This is a genomic window from Candidatus Thiodiazotropha sp. CDECU1 (genome assembly GCF_963455295.1).
GTDB lineage: Bacteria > Pseudomonadota > Gammaproteobacteria > Chromatiales > Chromatiaceae > Thiodiazotropha.
Window position 1 is genome coordinate 2,934,680 of the sequence record NZ_OY734020.1, and the last position, 18,494, is coordinate 2,953,173.

Here is an 18,494-nt window from a genome sequence, read left to right on the forward strand (position 1 = left end):
TGGTAGTGACCAGGGACTGTACTAGTTAAGGAATAGCTGACTGAAGGCCCTAGCTTCGACCCACTTTCACTTCCACAGTACGTACCTTCTTTGCCACCTGATCGAGTACACCATTGACAAATTTATGACCCTGTTCCGCACCAAACACCTTGGCCAGTTCCACCGCCTCGTTGATCACCACGCGATAGGGGATCTCCGGCTTGTGGCTTAATTCGTAGACACCCAGACGCAGAATGGCACGCTCTACCGGGTCCACACTCTCGATGGCCCGGTCCAGGGAGGGTTTGAGCAGTTCATCCAGTTCCACCAGATGGCTTGGCACACCCTTCATCAGATCCTGAAAGTAGGGAATTTCGAAACTCTTGAGATCCTGTTCCTCGAGAAACTGATTGATGATATCAGCCACATCCTGTCCGGCTATCTGCCATTGATAGATCGCCTGAACAGCATGTTTGCGCGCTTGGCTGCGTTTTTCACTCATCAACCGATCTGGCGTAACAGGTTAACCATTTCAATCGCAGACAGGGTTGCTTCTGCGCCTTTGTTTCCAGCCTTGGTCCCGGCACGCTCAATGGCTTGTTCAATGGTATCCACGGTGAGAACGCCAAACGCGATCGGGACACCATGTTTCAAAGTCACCTGTGCCATGCCTTTCACGCATTCGCCGGCAACATATTCAAAATGAGGTGTGCCCCCACGTATCACGGCACCCAGCGCGATGATAGCATCGTATTCACCCTTCGCCGCCAGCTTCTCCAACGCCAGCGGCATCTCAAAAGCACCCGGCACCCGCACCAGGGTAATGTCGTCTTCATTGGCACCATGTCGCTTCAGGGTATCCACGGCCCCATCCAGCAGACTCTCAACAATGAAGCTGTTAAAGCGCGCAACCACCAGACAGAAGCGTGCATCTTTGACAGTCATTGCCCCTTCGATTGTCTTTATACTCATCTATTACTACCCTGAAATTTAAACAACTGATACTTACTCTTCACACCTAACTATAGTCAGTGTCCGTTCAATACACCGCATATTCTTAAGCACTTGACCTTACCGGCTCACTTTCCCGCCACATACTCGGTAACTTCCATATCGAATCCGGACAGGGCATGAATACTCTTGGGTGCACTCAATACCCGCATCTTTCTTACCCCGAGATCGAATAGAATCTGCGCCCCCACACCATAGGTTCGCAGCTCCTTGCTATTGTCGTTCTTGACAAACTTTTTCTGTGAATCATCCACAGCTTGCATGTCAATCATCCTCTGTACGATCTCCCGAGCCGTATCGTGATTTCTCAGTACCACGATGACACCCTCATCCTCCTTGCCGATCATACTCATGGCACTGCGCAACGGCCATCCACATTCACCGATTTTTGCTTCAAACAGATCACATAGGCTGTTCTGCATATGCACCCTTACCAGAGTGGGTCGATCTGCTGAGGGATGACCCTTGACCACCGCCAGATGGAGTTCGTTGTCCACCACATCCTGGTAGGCAACCAGGCGGAAATCACCATACTGAGTAGGGAAGTTGCATTCACTCACCCGCTCGATGGTGGTCTCATTCTTCACTCTATAGTGGATCAGATCGGCAATGGTGCCGATCTTCAAGTCGAAGTCCTCGGCAAATTTTTCCAGGTCTGCCCGACGCGCCATGGTGCCGTCTTCGTTGAGGATCTCAACAATCACCGCCGCCGGCGATTGGCCCGCAAGACGCGCCAGATCGCATCCAGCTTCGGTATGCCCGGCACGCACCAACACACCACCGGGCTGAGCCATCAATGGAAAGATATGTCCTGGCTGGACCAGATCCTGGGGCTTGGCGTCGGGGGCCACGGCAGCGAGTATGGTAGTGGATCGATCGGCCGCTGAGATACCTGTGGTCACGCCATCTGCCGCTTCGATTGAGACGGTAAAGTTGGTTGCCGAAAGCTCATCATCCGTGGTGACCATCAATGGCAGTCGCAGTTGGCTGCAATGCTCTTTGGTCAATGTCAGGCAGATCAGACCGCGCCCATAACGGGCCATGAAGTTGATGGCTTCGGGTGTTACACACTCCGCCGCCATGACCAGGTCACCTTCATTTTCACGATCCTCATCGTCCATGATAATGACCATCTTACCCTGCCTAAGGTCGTCAAGGATCTCTTGTGTGGTGTTAAGCGCCATGTACTACCCATGAATTTTGTTCAAAGTTAACCACTTATTCTAACAGAGCAATATGTTCAGGGCATCCGAAATTCACCTGCCGATGCCACGCCTGTCCAGCGTGATGCATTTGTGAAGATTTCGTGATCTGAAAGGGAGGTTGGCGGTTCAGACTCTCATACACAGTAACAATCACCAACCGTAATACCCAAGTGAGGAGATGATCATGAAAAAGAGCCTGACCGTATTGGCAGCATCTGTGAGTTTACTTTTCTCGGCAAACAGTTTGGCGAGTGACCGTGAAATAAGTGTGGAGATCACCAATCTGACCAACGCCATATATTTTACCCCCCTGCTGGTGGCCACCCACAATCGCCATACCGACCTGTTCGAGGTTGGCACAGCGGCATCGGCCAACCTGCAAGCGATGGCCGAGGGCGGCAACATCGATGGCCTGATCGCTGATGTCGAAGCCTCAGGTGGCGAATACGTTGCCAACCCGGCCTCCGGCCTGCTGGCGCCGGGCGCCACCGCTGAGGCAGTCATCGAAAGACCCAGAAAAAGAAACCGATTTCTCTCGGTGGTGGGAATGTTGCTTCCCACCAATGATGGGTTTGTCGGCCTCGACAGTTTGAGGGTTCCCAAGAAGAAGGGGACATACACCTACTATCTGCACGGTTATGATGCCGGCACCGAGGCGAATGATGAAATCATCACCGGTGGTGGTGCCCCTGGCGCACCAGGGATTCCAGCCGACCCAGGTGGTAATGCCGGTAGTGGCGGTAGTCCCACAGTGGCAGCGGATCACAATCCGGCCGTGCATATCCATCGGGGCGTAACGGGAGATAGTGACCCAACGGGTGGTGACAGCGACCTGGACGCCAGGGTACATACCTGGCAGGGGCCTGTGGCGCGTTTGGTAATCCGTGTCAACGAAGACGATTAGATTATAGATTGGCTAAGGATTCCGTATAAAACCGTGCTCTTTCAACAGTGTCTCGGTCACCCCCGAGGCACTGTTTTTCGTTTCCAGCTCGCCCAACATCAAGCGTTCCAGATAGCGGGCGACCAGATCGACCTCCAGATTGACTTCGCTGCCGACCCGGTAGTTTTCCATGATGGTCTGCTGCAGGGTGTGGGGGACGATATTCAAATCGAAACAAGCCCCATCCACCCCGTTCACCGTGAGACTCACACCATCCACACAGATCGATCCCTTAGGTGCGATATAGCGTGCCAAAGCAGCCGGCGCCTCGATCCTGAAACGTATCGATCGGGCATCATCCCGCCGTTCCGCCACCCGGCCCACCCCATCCACATGCCCGCTGACCAAGTGCCCTCCCAGGGGCGTACTCAGGGTCAACGCCTTCTCCAGGTTCACCGGGCTGCCCGGTCGCAGTTTCTCTAGGGTGGTGAGAGAGAGGGTCTCCCGCGAAACATCTGCACTAAAGCCCTCCCCTGACAAGTCGATCACTGTCAGGCAGATGCCGTTGGTGGCAATGCTGTCGCCCAATACCACGTTGCTCATATCGAGCTGACCAGCCCCGATCGTCAAGCGCAGATCACCCTGTCTTGGCTCTATGCCAGCGATCGATCCGACTGCCTGGATAATACCGGTAAACATGATCAGTCCCCTGGTCCACTAAGTTTTGCGGTTATCCGGATATCCGGACCGATCTGGCGTAAATCTGTAACCCGCAGTGGGATTCGATCGGCCATTCGGGATATATCCGGAAGCAGGAACAGACCGCGCCCCTTGCTTCCCATCAGGTGCGGCGCCTGATAGACAATCAGCTCGTCCACCAAGCCCTGTTCCAGCATCGCACCAGCCAGGGTCGCCCCTGACTCCAATAGCACCTCATTGATCTCCTGTTCCCCCAGATAACGCACTACCTGCTGCAGATCAAGCCGCTGCTCGTCACCCGGCAGCCTTACAATTTGCGCGCCTGCGCTCTCCAATGCAGCACCGTGAAGGGGTTGTTCGCCACTACAGATAATCAGCGTTGGGCCTGGCAGGCCTAACATCTTAGCGTCCACCGGGGTGGCGAGTTCAGGGTCCAATACCACCCGCACCGGATGTGGAACCGGGACATCTTGATCAAGACCCAGTTCCCTCCCGGACAGGCGGACATTCATGCCGGGGTCATCGGCCAACAAGGTACCGACACCGGTGAGTATGGCCGCGCTCTGGGCACGTAACCTTTGCACATCCGCCCGGGCAGCAGGCGAGGTTATCCACTGACTCTCGCCATCGGCCATGGCGGTACGGCCATCCAGACTCATCGCCATTTTGCATCGGATAAGGGGGAGTCCACGGGTCATGCGCTTGATAAAACCGGGATTCAGTGCTTCCGCCTGGGATCGCATTACCCCTTCAGTGACCTGAATACCGGCTTGACGTAACAGCTCCATGCCGCGCCCAGCCACCAGGGGATTGGGATCAGGCATCGCCACTACGACCCGTTTTACACCTGATTCGATAAGGGCATCGGTGCATGGCGGTGTCCTGCCTTGATGGCAGCAAGGCTCCAGGGTCACATAGAGTGTCGCCCCTCTGGCAGCTACACCTGCGTCGGCCAAGGCATTTCGCTCCGCATGGGGTTCCCCGGCACGTCGGTGAAAACCCTCCGCAATGACCTCGCCATCCTTGACGATCAGGCAGCCGACACGGGGATTGGGGTGGGTGCTATACCAACCGCGTTTGGCAAGCTGAATCGCCCGCGCCATGTAACCCTGGTCGAGGGCGCTGTTCAACGCTTTTTTTCCTCTTCACGCAACAGATCAAGTTGTCGCCGAAGCTCTTCCGGGCTGGGTTGTTGTTCCAATCTCTCGATCTCTTCGCGAAAGGCATTCACATCCTCAAACTTACGATAGACGGATGCAAACCTGACATAGGCGACCTGGTCCAACCGCTTCAACTCATCCATCACCAGTTCACCGATCGCCAGCGACGCCACCTCCCGCTCACCGCCAGCCATCAATTTACGCGTGATGTGATTGATTGCAGCGTCCATCTGCTCGGCACTCACTGGCCTTTTTTCCAGGGCGCGAGTCATTCCTGCACGCAGCTTTCGACCATCGAAATGGACCCGGCTGCCGTCCTGTTTCACCACCCAGGGCAGATTGAGTTCGGCTGTCTCATAGGTAGTGAAACGTTCCTTGCAGACCGTACACTCGCGACGCCGGCGGATCTGATCGCCCTCTCCCGCGAATCGGGAGTCGATAACTTTTGTATCCTGGGCCCCGCAGAATGGACAACGCATTTTTTAAAAATTAACCGCTGTAGACGGGATATTTGGCGCAGATTTCCAGCACCTTTGTCTTAATCGAGTCAATGACCGTCTGGTCGCCCCGGCTATCGATGACATCACACATCCAACCCGCCAGCTCCACGCACTCCTTCTCACCGAAGCCACGGGTTGTAACCGCTGGGGTCCCGACCCTGATCCCGGAGGTGACGAATGGCGATTGAGGATCATTGGGTACGGCATTTTTATTCACCGTGATGTTCGCCGCGCCAAGCCAGGCGTCCACATCCTTGCCGGTCAACCCCGCCTCTATGAAACTGACCAGGAAAAGATGGTCATCGGTGCCCTTGGACACCACATCATATCCCCGCTCCATGAAGACCTTGGCCATGGCTCGCGCATTCTCGATAACATCCTGTTGATAGGCCTTGAATTCAGGCTCCATCGCCTCTTTGAAGGCCACCGCCTTGGCCGCAATGACATGCATTAGCGGGCCGCCTTGGGTGCCTGGAAAGACCAATGAATTCAGCTTCTTTTCGATCTCCGGATTGGCCTTGGCCAGGATCAGTCCGCCACGGGGTCCGCGCAGGGTCTTGTGGGTTGTGGTGGTGGTGACATCCGCAATATGCACTGGACTGGGATAGTGTCCAGTGGCTATCAGACCGGCCACGTGGGCCATATCCACAAACAGATAGGCACCCACCTCATCTGAGATATCGCGAAAACGTTGCCAATCGACCACACGCGAATAGGCAGAGAAACCTGCCACGATCATTTTCGGTTTATGCTCTTTGGCGAGGCGCTCGACCTCATCGTAGTCGATTTCACCACTATCGGGATTCAATCCATACTGGATCGCATGGTATATCTTTCCGGAGAAGTTGGGCTTGGCGCCATGGGTCAGATGTCCGCCATGGGCCAGGCTCATACCAAGGATGGTGTCCCCAGGTTCACACAACGCCATATAGACCGCGGCATTGGCCTGGGAGCCGGAATGGGGTTGTACATTGGCGTAGTCAGCATTGAACAGCGCCTTGGCACGATCGATGGCCAATTGCTCGGCGACATCCACATATTCACAGCCGCCGTAATAGCGCTTGTGGGGATACCCCTCGGCATATTTATTGGTCATCACCCCACCCTGGGCCTGCATAACCCTGGGGCTGGTATAGTTTTCCGACGCAATCAGCTCGATATGCTCTTCCTGACGTCGCTCCTCCGCCTCTATGGCTGCCCAAAGTTCGTCGTCATAACCCTGAATTTGCATGCTTTTTTTGAACATCTCGATCTCTCCGGCCATAGTGGAAGGGCGGAAATATAGCAAAATATGGCGTCTGAGTCCTGTGCTATTCGATGACCTGACAGTTCAGGCCATCCCTATCGGGCGGTTTTAAGAACCATTGCGGAATAGAGAGAGGATACCCGATTGTTTGATCAGCAGAATAATGTCTTCCCTCATCCCCATTACGTGGATAAGCACAATGCCGATAAAGAGTAAAATCAGTAGTACTACGACGGATACGAAGCCACTGATTTCAAGGCGCCGCTTCATCTTCACATCATCCGTCATGACGCGTGTGACCTGACCCAGCACAGGAAATTCCAACTCGGTCCTGAGTGTGCGCATGTCAAAATAGACTGGTTTCAAAAGGGACAGTAAAAATGCCAGGCCCCCGCCTATGGCGAGTGCCATGAACAGTGCAAGGGCGGTCAACAGGAGACGCTTTGGACCAATGGGTAGTATTGGCACACTCGGCGGCTCGACGATTCTGAATTTGAGATTGTCACCGGCCTCATCAGCCTGTTCCGACATCTTCGCCGATTCCAATCGCTGTACCAGTTCCTGATAATTCTCCTTATTGATACTGTAGTCACGATTTAAGCGGGTCAATTCTGCTTCAACCTTAGGCATGGTATCCAATTTTTCTTTAAGCTCATTGACCCGGGCTTGATATTCATCATGACGTAACCGAACCGTCCTTAATTCGACCTCCGATTCACGATACGCGAGCTTCAATTGCTCCAACGCCGAGGATACGTTGTTTGATGAAGTTGTCGTGCTCATTACAACAGGTGGTGAATCTTCTGCCTGTTTTTTCAAATCCGCAATGGTCTGCTTGATCTCTTGAACATTTGGATGTTGTTCGGTATACCGAAGGAGCAGTTCATCCAGGCGGGTCTGCATCGCGAGTAAGCGCTGTGCGGTAGGCGAATCCGCATTCGCGGATACCCCCATACTGGCCCTTCTCCTCTCCTCTTCCGCAAGCGTCCTGGAATATTGTCGCTTAAGCTCATCACGACGAATCCGGGCCTCTTTGAGTTCTAGCTGAATATCCTCAAGCCCTGTCTTCGTTGTTTCAAGCCGCTGGAAAATGCCACCCCCTTCGCGAGGCAATGTATCAACATTCTGCCGCTTGAACTCAGTTAGTTTATTCTCTGCCTCTGTAAGCCTGGCCTCATACTCTCGAATCTGCTGTGTCAGAAACTTTTGTGCCGCATCCGACTCGATGCGAGTATCACCCAAAGCACTCTCGACAAAGATGTCTAACAACACCTTTACCACCTTTTGTGCCATAAAACGGTCTTTATAAGTATATCTGATGGTATAGAAATTTTCTGTCTCGCCGCGGGTACCTGGAATGGTTCTTCGATTAACATCGACAACAATTGTATTGCGGAGCCTACTAATCAGTTGCTCACGCTCTTGTCGATTAGTAGCCAGATGGTCGAGGTCAGTTTGGAGGATCAATTTTTGCAGATTTTCATGACTGAGCAGAGTCCTTGTCATCAGGTGCAGTCTCTGTTTCATGTCGTTCTGCACAGCCAATCCCTCGAGTAGAGGTCTTAGCACACTCTCTGTGTCCACATACACTTTCGCTTCTGATTCATATTTGTCAGGCATGACAAATATTGAAGCCCAGCCAATCAAGGCAACAACCCAGGCGAGCATTACCGCCGGCCATCTAAACCGCCAGGCCGATCGAATGTAGTTCTTGATCTGTAAAATAATTTCGTTCATTTATCTGTTTGAATATGCCTAATGCTTAAACCAATAATAGCCGATTCCATATCCACGCCTGATATATGCAGTAATGTTTCCTTGATAAACAACTATCCCAGGATTATTCCGGCTTAGTCTATATACTCCAACCCAGCATATCCAGTTTTTAGATTCCCCCTGTCCCGGCTGGTTCAACGGCTCGCCCGATTATTAAATGGCGCCCAATCCATGGCCTGGATTAGGCCCTGACATCTGCTGGTAAAATGCCTGTCGATACATCAATTAAGCCTTTTATTTCAATTAGTTATTTCGTTTTTTCTCGGTATGACATGCATTTTCCGAGGGGTTTTAGGCCGATAATTGAGCTATATTATGCTATGAGAGATGTGACGGGATCATTTCCTGTTGTGACCTCCATACCTCGAATATCTGATTGAGATCTCTGCAGAAATCATCCGTCAAATTGCTCTTTATCGCGAACTATCAGGCGTTATGAATAGCAACTTGAAATGTGTAGATGGTTTGTACTATCCGGAATTTCACGCCGGCTGGGGTGGTTGTGCCGAAGAGTTGTTCCACTACACATCTAGGTACTTTGCCTGTACCCAGGCATTTTTGAGAAACCTCGCGGATCAACGCCAGTTCAATATGTCCGGTTATCAGGCCAACAATCTAAGCAAAACCCAGAGACATCTGATGGCCGCAATACTCGCTTTTGAGCCGGACCTGAAATCTGCCCGTGGCATAACCCAGATTGTCCGTGCTGTCATCAACGGTGAGAGCGAAATCAGCGAATCCCTTGCAGATAGTTACCGGGATCATCTGAAACTCATACCCCAGGATGTGGAACTCGTCTACTCAGCCAGGACACATCACCATAGCCAACCTGATGTTGCCCCGCTCGATCCTTTCCTGAATCTCGCCGGCCGCTTGAATCTCCCAGTGGCGGTACATAAACATCACCTGGAGGTTCCATTGAAGGCTTTGGCGCAACACCTGGACTCACCGAACCCCGCCCTGCGTAATAGCCTGCAGGAGGCGATCTTAAATCTCCACTTTGCCGGGTATGCGTTGAAGAATCATCCGGGTTTGACCCATAGGGAAGCACGGGAGCTGGGAGACGAAAGTTCCCTCTGAAACTCAATCCACCCAGACGCGGGCATTGCGGAACAGTCGCATCCAGGGGGCATCCTCATCCCAATCATCCGGATGCCAGGAGTGTTGAACCGTTCGGGTGACGCGCTCCGGATGGGGCATCATTATCGTCACCCGACCATCCCTGTTGCAGAGACCCGCAATAGCGTCAGGAGAGCCGTTTGGATTGGCCGGATAGCGACTCGCCAATTCACCGTTATTTTCCAGATATCGCAACACCGTCAGCTCATCGGCACCCTGCAGATGCTGCTGATCATTGAACTCGGCGCGGCCCTCAGCATGGGCCACTACGATGGGCAGTCTCGAACCGCTCATGCCATTCAGCAAAATCGATGGTGATTCACAGACCTCGACAGTGACGAGTCGCGCCTCAAACTGTTCTGAACGGTTGCGAACGAAGTGGGGCCAGTGATCGGCACCCGGAATCAGTTGATGCAGATTGGATAGCATCTGACAGCCATTGCAGACGCCTAGGGCGAAGCTATCCTGGCGCTTGAAAAAGGCCTCGAACTCATCCCGTGCACGGCTGTTGAACAGGGCGGACTTTGCCCAACCCTCTCCCGCACCCAATACATCCCCATAGGAGAATCCACCACAGGCCACCAAGCCTCTAAAACGGCTCAGACTGATGCGCCCCTCGATGATATCCGACATATGCACATCCACACATTCGAATCCGGCGCGATGGAAGGCCGCTGCCATTTCAAGCTGACCGTTGACCCCCTGTTCCCGCAAGATCGCCATGGGTGGTCTCACCCCGGTCGCGATCATGGGTGTGGTGATATCCTCATCGGGATCAAAGCTCAATGTTACCTGGATACCCGGATCCGCCGCAGCGACCCGGTCATACTCCTCCTGGGCACAGGCAGGATTGTCACGCAACGCCTGCATCTGACGTGTCGTCTCCGACCAGGCCTGTTGTAATTCAACCCGGGTGGCACTCAGCACCTCTTTCCCGGCCCGTTTGAACTCGATCCGGTCATCACTGTTGAGGGTTCCGATAACGTGACTGCATCGTCCCAATCCTGCATCGTTCAGCATCTTCAATACTTCATCTGTATCCAGGTGACGCACTTGGATCACCGCCCCCAACTCCTCGTTGAAGAGTATGGCGAGGTCGTCGTCCCCAAGGTCATCGATCTCCACGCTCACACCGCATCGGCCCGCGAAGGCCATTTCACAGATGGTGGTGAAAAGTCCGCCGTCCGAACGATCATGGTAGGCCAATAGAAGATTGCTTTGGTTGAGCTCCTGGACCAGTGCAAAGAAGCGTCCCAGTGCCTCGGGATCTTCCAGGTCGGCACCGTGGTGACCAATTTGTTGATAGACCTGGGCCAGTGCGGTTGCACCCAAGCGGTTCTTCCCCTTCCCCAGATCGATCAGAATCAGATCGGAATCTTCGGCATCATTCCGCAACATCGGTGTTTGGGTCAACCTGACATCCTTTACCGGCGCAAAGGCAGACACGATCAGGGAGAGTGGCGCAGTCACGGCAAGTGCCTCATCACCTGCCTGCCACACGGTCTTCATCGACATGGAGTCCTTGCCCACAGGGATCGCGATACCCAACGCGGGACATAGCTCCATACCCACCGCTTTCACAGTCTCATACAGCTTCACATCCTCACCGGGGTGTCCCGCCGGCGCCATCCAGTTGGCAGAGAGCTTGATATCCGACAGTTTCTCGATACTCGCCGCCGCGATGTTGGTAATCGCCTCGCCGATCGCCATGCGCCCGGATGCGGGGGCATCCAGTAGCGCCAGCGGGGTCCGCTCTCCCATAGCCATGGCCTCACCGGTATAGCCCATAAGCCCGGAGGTGGTCACCGCCAGGTCGGCAACCGGTACCTGCCAGGGCCCCACCATTTGATCTCGACTCACCATGCCGGTCACTGAGCGATCCCCGATAGTGATCAGAAAGGTCTTGTTGGCCACAGTGGGCAGGCGCAGCACCCGCAGTGCCGCCTGTCTGATGTTGACAGCAGCGAAATCGAGCTCCTGTTTCTTAAAGGTCTTGCTGCGCACATCCCGCAGCATACGGGGTGGTTTGCCGAACAGCAGGCTCATCGGGATATCGATGGGATTATTGTCGAAATGGGCATCCCCCAGGACCAGGTGTTCCTCATCCATCGCCTCACCGACGACGGCATAGGGGCAGCGTTCCCGTTCACAGATCGCCTTGAACTCATCCAGCTTGCCCGTATCGATGGCCATCACATAGCGTTCCTGGGACTCGTTGCACCAGATCTCCATCGGTGACATCCCGGGATCATCATTGGGTACTGTACGCAGCTCGAAACGTCCGCCCAGCGCCGCATCGTGAACCAACTCCGGCAAGGCATTGGAGAGTCCGCCCGCCCCCACATCATGGATAAACAGAATAGGATTGGCATCGCCCCGTGCCCAACAGACGTCGATTACCTCCTGGCAGCGACGCTGCATCTCCGGGTTCGAGCGTTGTACTGATGCAAAGTCGAGATCCTCAGCGGATGTGCCGCTAGCCATGCTGGAAGCCGCGCCACCGCCGAGACCGATCAGCATCGCTGGACCACCTAGAACAACCAAGGGCGATCCATGTGGGAAACCACCCTTTTCAATGTGATCTGCGCGGATATTTCCCAAGCCACCGGCCAGCATTATCGGTTTGTGATAACCACGCAGCTCCTCTCCATCCGGCCCCGGTACCCGGGATTCATAGGTGCGGAAATAACCATTCAGATTGGGCCGGCCGAATTCGTTATTGAAGGATGCGGCGCCAATGGGGCCTTCGAGCATGATATCCAGCGCGGAGACGATACGATCGGGTTTGCCGTAGTCGACCTCCCAGGGCATCTCCCAACCGGGAATGCGTAGGTTCGAGACCGAAAAACCGCACAGGCCGGCCTTTGGCTTGGCCCCCTTACCCGTTGCCCCTTCGTCACGAATCTCGCCGCCGGACCCTGTCGCTGCACCCGGATCGGGGGAGATCGCTGTTGGATGATTGTGGGTCTCCACCTTCATCAGGATATGGATATCCTCCTGGCCGAAGCCGTAGATATTGGTACCCGGATCGAGGACGAAGCGCTCTGCGCACGGACCACTAATGACAGCGGCATTATCCTTGTAGGCCGAAAGCACATCAGTAGGCGAAGTGTTGGTGGTATTGCGAATCATCTCAAACAGGGAGTGGTGCTGATTCACCCCGTCGATGATCCAGTCGGCATTGAAGATCTTATGTCTGCAGTGCTCTGAATTGGCCTGGGCAAACATCATCAATTCCACATCGGTGGGATTGCGTTGCAGGGATTGAAAGCTCTCCACCAGATATTCGATTTCGTCATCAGACAGGGCCAGGCCCAATTCTGTATTGGCGCTGCGCAACGCCATTTCTCCACCCCCCAGGGTGTCCACCTGGATATAGGGTTTGGGCTCGGCCCGACTGAACAGACAAGTCGCATCCTCCGCATCCGACAACACAGTCTCGGTCATGCGATCATGCAACTGTTGCGTCGCGATCACATACTGCCTGCTATCCAGTTCCTCTCCATCGATGGTCAGATAGTAGGCCAAACCACGTTCCAGCCGTTGAATCTTCTGCAACCCGCAATGGTGGGCGATGTCGGTGGCTTTGCTGGACCAGGGTGATAAAGTACCCGGTCGTGGGACCACAAGTAAAAGTGTGCCTTGATGCTCTATTTCAGGCATGGCGGGGCCATAACGCAACAGATTTTCGAGTACGGCCCTCTCTGTTTCATCGAGAGATTGGTTGACATCGGCGAAATGGAGATACTCCGAAACAATCCCCACTTTTCCGTTACATAAACTGGAGAGGCGTAGGGTGAGTTTCTTTAGCCGGAATTCAGAGAGGGCGGGTGCGCCACGGAGAATCAACATGACTGGATCCTGCAGATCATAAAAAACACAATGATACTCGAAAACCACCAATTAAGAGAGCCGTAAGCCATGAGTAATATCCTGATTGCCATTTCACTGATCATACTGCTGGTACTGGGTGTGGCTGCGCTCTTTCTCGCAGGCAAAAGCCACAAATCATCATCCGCAGACGATCCAACAAAAGATGACTAAGATTCAGCTCCACCAATAGTCACATTCAATAAGATTGATATTTCTCAATGCAACAAAAGTCCATGGATGGTGGAATAGCACCAAGTCAGCCAGAACAGCATTGTGATGGCGGCTTATCTCCTCCATCCTCCTTTGGTATAACCACTTCGGCCTGCTGTCGAAGTGGTTTTTTTTTGATCAATCGGCCAGAGGAGCCACTCTTGTGAAACAGGGTCTATCCGCTACCTGCCATACATTTTAATAGAGCGTAACAGGCGTTTATCCGTACCATGCTTTATCTGTTCCCATTCGAATCGCCAATTCCAATTCCCCTCAGTTGTTCCCGGTGTGTTCATCCGGTGAGCACTGTCCAGGCCCAACACATCCTGGAAAGGGAGAATCGCCAGATTCGCCCTGGAAGCCAAAGCTGCACGGATCATCGGCCATGGCATGGCCTCACGGGGCTTGCCTAAATAATCATCGACAAATTCACGGGTTCCATCATCAAGCCCCTTGTACCAGCCTAGGGTGGTGTCATTATCATGGGTGCCGGTATAGACCACCGAATCCCGGGTGTGATGGAAAGGCAGATAGGGATTCTCCGCCCCCCCGGAGAAAGCAAACTGCAGGATCTTCATGCCTGGCAGGTGGTAGGTCTTACGCAGCGCCTCCACCTCCGGTGTGATAACACCCAGATCCTCTGCCACCAGCTCTAAACTCGGCAGCGCCCGATAGAGATGTTCAAACAGTTTTTCACCCGGCGCCTCAATCCATTTACCATTCACCGCCGTCTGTTCCTCAGCCGGTATCTCCCAAAAGGCTTCAAATCCACGAAAATGATCGATGCGCAGAAAATCGAACAGGGTTGATTGAGCCCTGAGGCGCTCTATCCAGAATGAAAAGTCTTCCGCTTCCAGCCTTTCCCAACAATAGAGGGGATTACCCCAGCGTTGACCGGTGTCGGAAAAATAGTCTGGAGGCACCCCGGCCACCACCCTCGGATGACCATCCGCCAGCAGATCGAAAAACTGACGATGGGCCCACACCTCAGCACTGTCATGGGCCACGAAGATGGGAACATCACCAAACAACAGCACCCCACGCTCATTGGCATAGTGTTTGAGATTCATCCACTCTGTAAAAAACAGAAATTGCTCAAACCGGATAACATCGATGACTTCAGTGAAGCGTGCCCTCGCCTCGGCGATCGCCTGTGGCTCCCTATCTCTCATGGGGGTATGCCACTCCCACCAACAGCCACCCTCTTCCTGGCGTAACGCCTGGAACAGGGCATAATCCTCAAGCCAATGCTTCTGCTCTGCTATGAAACGTTGCAATGCATCCCTGTCACCCTCATCGGCACGCTCCTTGAAACCCTCCCAGGCCAATTTTATGGCATAACCTTTTACCCCGTCGGCGAGTGTGGCTTCGCTCTCCGGCATCGCTTCAAGCCATCCCTTTTGCAGCGGCAGATCCAGGCTGATCAGGCGGGGATTACCGGCATAGACAGAACTGCTCTGATAGGGCGAATTGTCGTGCATGGTGGGGCCGATTGGCAGAATCTGCCACACACTCATGCCTGTAGAGACCAGGTAATCAACAAAACGGTAGGCATCACTACCCAGATCCCCGACTTCACCCTGACCGGGAAGGGATGTGATATGTAACAGGATGCCTGCCCGGCGACGGGTCAAAATCTGATGGACTGCCCGATAAGCTTCCTCGGCGGCACTATCCATCCTCGTTTCTCATCACATCAATCATTTTTTTTCATTACCCCACCCAGGGATGGCTTGCCGCTACCTACGGCAAAAACTTGAGAAAGATAGTCGGGTTTGGGTTCGCCCAGCAGGTCAAACAGATGGGAAAGCTGACTGCGAAACAGTTGTTCAAAATCGCTGACGGTCTCCCCTGGATTATAATCGCCAAACCACCAGAACCAATCGGAGCCCTCACAAATCGCCAGCTGTTTTTCCAACTCCGCCAACTTTCGCTTACTGAACTTTTTCTCAGCCACTACCCGATCGTATACCTTTTTCACCTCACCCAGCAGATCCCAGGCGCGGTTCTTGTCCTTGTCCCCGATCCAGGTGGTAAAGGTACCGTAAACCCAGCTACCGGCCACCAGCTTCGAGAGCCTGGGAGAAGGCTGCTGCCGTCGTCCCAGCACCTCGGAAAAGGTGGTTAGATTTAAACGGGGATGTTGGGATAGACGTTCGTACATTGCCCGAAGAAAGTAGCTGCCATTATAGGGGTAGTACTCCCAGGCGTTCTCACCATCCATGATTATCGAGACCACCGCATCCGGATTGTCCTGGCATGCATCGGCGATGTTCACCAGGTGGTTGATCAAATCCCCCACAGCATCGTCCGAATGCCACTCACCATAGGTGAATCCGATCAGATCGGAGAGCCCATCATCCCGAAAGAACATGTTCAGATGACCCTCCTGAACACAATAGGCCGAGTGGACCCAGTTATCAGGAAGCTGTGAATCGCCGCCACCTGCCATCAGACTATTGCTCAAAACCTGTTGCCCGGTGGCGGCCCACTCAAATCCCTCCTCTTCCAACATCTTCAAGGTTGCCTCACTGACCCCACCCTCTGAGGGCCAACACCCTGTAGGCTTAAAACCGAAATGATCTTTGAATACCTCGATGCCTTTTCGCATATGCCAACGGGCTCTGGATTCACCCCCGGGATACTCCTCCAGCTTGGGCATGGTAATCGTCGGCAAGGCCTCTTTGGCAGAATTCATATCGGTTAGCAAAGGGATGATCGGGTGGGCATAGGGCGTCACCGAAAGCTCTACCTGGTGATTCGCTGCGAGCTTTGCATAACGCTGGGTGAGATTGCTTAAAATCTCCCAGATCATTTCCATAATGCGGCGCCGGTCATCCTGGTCGAAGCCATGCCCCTTTGCCTGCAGGGATCGCATTCGAATATCGTTCACACGCTGACACTCGCCAACCCAGGCCAAATGGTACCAGATCAAGAGATCGACCAGATATTGATCATTGAAATAGGCAATCATGGCCTCGTTTTCCAAGGCATGCTTAGCCAAGGCGGCCAACTCACTGAAGTGCTTGAAACGACTGATCAGGCGATTCTCATTTGCCTTGAGACAAGCGGAGATGATCGCCTTTCGGGATGGCGTATCCACGGGAAGACCCGGTCCGGCGAGTGCCGCCAGAAGAGGATCTCGAATCAGACTGCCCCTGTTCAGCCAAGCATCTATCTGACTGGCATAATCATCGATCTGTTCCAACAACACCGGGGCAAAATTCACCACTGCCTTGGCATCCGGTGTGTGTTCCAGATGGGCAGCCATATCCGCATAGTCCTTGATGCCGTGCAGATAGACCCAGGGCAACAGGTAGTCACTATCCTCTGGCCCCTTATAGTAGGGCTGATGCATGTGCCAGCATAAGACAACCTGCAGACGGTTGTCAGGATTGGACTTATCGGACATGGTGTATAACCTGACCCAGCATTTCAGGTGTCACCAGCACGACACCCTTTTCACTGACATAGAAACGTTCCCCATCCTGATCGGGATCCTCACCGATGATGGTGCCCTCCGGAATATCGCAGCCACGATCGATCACAGCCTTGGTTATGCGGCAGTTACGTCCGATATTTACATCCGGTAACACAACGGTTTCGGTGACTTCGCTGTATGAGTTGACACGCACGTTGGAAAAAAGCAGTGAGTTGGTCACCTTGGCGCCCGATATGACACACCCCCCCGAAACCATGGAGTCCACCGCCATGCCTCTGCGTTCATCGTCATCGAATACGAACTTGGCGGGGGGCAGCTGCTCCTGATAGGTCCAGATCGGCCAGCTATGGTCGTACAGATTTAGGGGTGGCGTGACACCGATCAGCTCCAGATTGGCCGTCCAGAAGGCATCGATGGTACCCACATCACGCCAGTAGGCCTGCTTGCCGCTGGTGGCATCTCTGAAGCGATAGGCCATCACCCGGTATCGTTCTATAACCTTGGGTATGAGGTCCTTGCCGAAATCGTGGGATGAATTGGGCGTATCCGCATCTTTGATTAACTGTTCAAATAGAAATTTACGATTGAAGACATAGATTCCCATGGAGGCCAGGGCCTCATTCTCCTTGCCAGGGACCGGCTTTGGATTGGCCGGTTTTTCATGAAAGTCGACCACCCAGTCGTCGCTATCCACGGTCATCACGCCAAATTCTTTGGCACTCTCCAGATCGACGGTGAGGCAACCAACCGTCATATCGGCACCAGACTCCACATGTTCGGCGATCATGGTACCGTAATCCATCTTATAGATGTGGTCTCCAGCCAGAACCAGCACATAGTCAGGATTGTGGCTGCGGAGAATATCCAGGTTTTGGTAGACCGCATCCGCTGTACCCTCGTACCAGCTGCTCTCGATACGCTGCTGTGCCGGCAGCAACTCGACAAATTCACCGAATTCACCCCGAAGAAACCCCCAGCCGCGTTGAATATGCAACAACAGCGAGTGAGCCTTATATTGTGTCAGTACACCCACCTGGCGAATGCCGGAATTGATGCAGTTGGAAAGTGGGAAATCGACGATCCTGAACTTCCCTCCGAAGGGTACCGCAGGTTTAGATCGCCACTTTGTCAGGTGTTTAAGTCGGGAACCGCGCCCACCAGCCAATATCAAGGCAAGTGTATTGCGAGTCAACCGGCTGACGAAACGCGGACTCTGGTCAGTCATCGATCAAACCTCCATAGCCAAAGCAGGCTAAAAAATCACTGCAAATTCTACGCGCAAGTAAATAGATTTATATTGTTATCCGTTTTCATTTGAGGGCGAACCTGTTCATGAGACGGGAGTGTTGGTATGTTAACATCATGTTCCCTTCAAGGCGTACCACTCAAAG

The 18,494-nt window shown here is 53.6% G+C and carries 15 protein-coding genes; 3 read left to right on the top strand and 12 right to left on the bottom strand.

From position 1 onward, the window contains the following. Nucleotides 1-49: 49 nt before the first annotated feature. The 3 genes from nusB to ribBA form a co-directional block, all read right to left on the bottom strand. Nucleotides 50-481 carry a transcription antitermination factor NusB gene (gene nusB / locus R2K28_RS13345; protein ID WP_316365060.1) on the bottom strand — a complete coding sequence of 144 codons (432 nt, stop codon included), beginning with the start codon at nt 479-481 and terminating at the stop codon, nt 50-52. Continuing rightward, the gene (ribH, locus tag R2K28_RS13350) at nt 481-951 is read right to left on the bottom strand and encodes a 6,7-dimethyl-8-ribityllumazine synthase (protein ID WP_116445375.1); all 471 of its coding nucleotides are present in this window, start codon (nt 949-951) and stop codon (nt 481-483) included. The genes nusB and ribH overlap by 1 nt, the downstream gene beginning before the upstream one ends. A gap of 107 nt (nt 952-1,058) precedes the next feature. After that, nucleotides 1,059-2,174 (bottom strand): bifunctional 3,4-dihydroxy-2-butanone-4-phosphate synthase/GTP cyclohydrolase II, encoded by a 1,116-nt coding sequence (gene ribBA, locus R2K28_RS13355; protein ID WP_116445374.1) that lies wholly within the window; start codon nt 2,172-2,174, stop codon nt 1,059-1,061. Between the two features lie 205 nt (nt 2,175-2,379). On the opposite strand from ribBA, the gene R2K28_RS13360 reads away from it, so the two are divergent. Beyond that, entirely contained in the window at nt 2,380-3,099 is a 720-nt protein-coding gene (locus R2K28_RS13360) for a spondin domain-containing protein (protein WP_316365062.1), read from the top strand. A 12-nt stretch (nt 3,100-3,111) separates the two neighbouring features. Here R2K28_RS13360 and R2K28_RS13365 read toward each other — a convergent pair whose 3' ends face one another. The 5 genes from R2K28_RS13365 to R2K28_RS13385 form a co-directional block, all read right to left on the bottom strand. After that, nucleotides 3,112-3,777: a riboflavin synthase gene (locus R2K28_RS13365; RefSeq protein WP_316365063.1), complete on the bottom strand. Its 666-nt coding sequence runs from the start codon at nt 3,775-3,777 to the stop codon at nt 3,112-3,114. Nucleotides 3,778-3,779: 2 nt separating this feature from the next. Further along, entirely contained in the window at nt 3,780-4,907 is a 1,128-nt protein-coding gene (gene ribD / locus R2K28_RS13370) for a bifunctional diaminohydroxyphosphoribosylaminopyrimidine deaminase/5-amino-6-(5-phosphoribosylamino)uracil reductase RibD (RefSeq protein ID WP_442871399.1), read from the bottom strand. Next, nucleotides 4,904-5,416, bottom strand: coding sequence for a transcriptional regulator NrdR (gene nrdR / locus R2K28_RS13375; RefSeq protein WP_316365064.1), 513 nt, complete (start codon nt 5,414-5,416; stop codon nt 4,904-4,906). Before nrdR ends, ribD begins: the two co-directional genes overlap by 4 nt. A gap of 10 nt (nt 5,417-5,426) precedes the next feature. After that, nucleotides 5,427-6,683 (bottom strand): serine hydroxymethyltransferase, encoded by a 1,257-nt coding sequence (gene glyA, locus R2K28_RS13380; RefSeq protein ID WP_316365065.1) that lies wholly within the window; start codon nt 6,681-6,683, stop codon nt 5,427-5,429. A 108-nt stretch (nt 6,684-6,791) separates the two neighbouring features. Beyond that, nucleotides 6,792-8,420 (bottom strand): XrtA system polysaccharide chain length determinant, encoded by a 1,629-nt coding sequence (locus tag R2K28_RS13385; RefSeq protein WP_316365067.1) that lies wholly within the window; start codon nt 8,418-8,420, stop codon nt 6,792-6,794. 474 nt (nt 8,421-8,894) lie between these two features. Here R2K28_RS13385 and R2K28_RS13390 point away from each other — a divergent pair, with 474 nt between their 5' ends. Beyond that, nucleotides 8,895-9,539 (top strand): endonuclease, encoded by a 645-nt coding sequence (locus R2K28_RS13390; protein WP_316365069.1) that lies wholly within the window; start codon nt 8,895-8,897, stop codon nt 9,537-9,539. Nucleotides 9,540-9,542: 3 nt separating this feature from the next. Here the strand turns inward: R2K28_RS13390 and purL are convergent, their stop codons facing one another. Beyond that, entirely contained in the window at nt 9,543-13,430 is a 3,888-nt protein-coding gene (gene purL, locus R2K28_RS13395; protein ID WP_316365073.1) for a phosphoribosylformylglycinamidine synthase, read from the bottom strand. A gap of 69 nt (nt 13,431-13,499) precedes the next feature. Between purL and R2K28_RS13400 the strand changes: the two genes are divergently transcribed. Further along, a complete protein-coding gene (locus R2K28_RS13400) occupies nt 13,500-13,622 on the top strand; it encodes a single-stranded DNA-binding protein (RefSeq protein WP_116447664.1) in 123 nt (40 codons plus the stop codon). 221 nt (nt 13,623-13,843) lie between these two features. On the opposite strand, the gene malQ is transcribed toward R2K28_RS13400, so the two are convergent. From malQ to glgC, 3 genes are read right to left on the bottom strand one after another with little or no spacing between them, the layout of a single operon-like run. Next, on the bottom strand, nt 13,844-15,340 hold the full coding sequence (malQ, locus tag R2K28_RS13405) for a 4-alpha-glucanotransferase (RefSeq protein ID WP_316365075.1): 1,497 nt from the start codon (nt 15,338-15,340) through the stop codon (nt 13,844-13,846). Nucleotides 15,341-15,357: 17 nt separating this feature from the next. Continuing rightward, complete coding sequence (locus R2K28_RS13410; RefSeq protein ID WP_316365077.1) at nt 15,358-17,073, bottom strand: glycoside hydrolase family 57 protein; 1,716 nt, start codon at nt 17,071-17,073, stop codon at nt 15,358-15,360. Then, a complete protein-coding gene (gene glgC, locus R2K28_RS13415; RefSeq protein ID WP_116476127.1) occupies nt 17,063-18,328 on the bottom strand; it encodes a glucose-1-phosphate adenylyltransferase in 1,266 nt (421 codons plus the stop codon). Before glgC ends, R2K28_RS13410 begins: the two co-directional genes overlap by 11 nt. Nucleotides 18,329-18,494 lie beyond the last annotated feature (166 nt).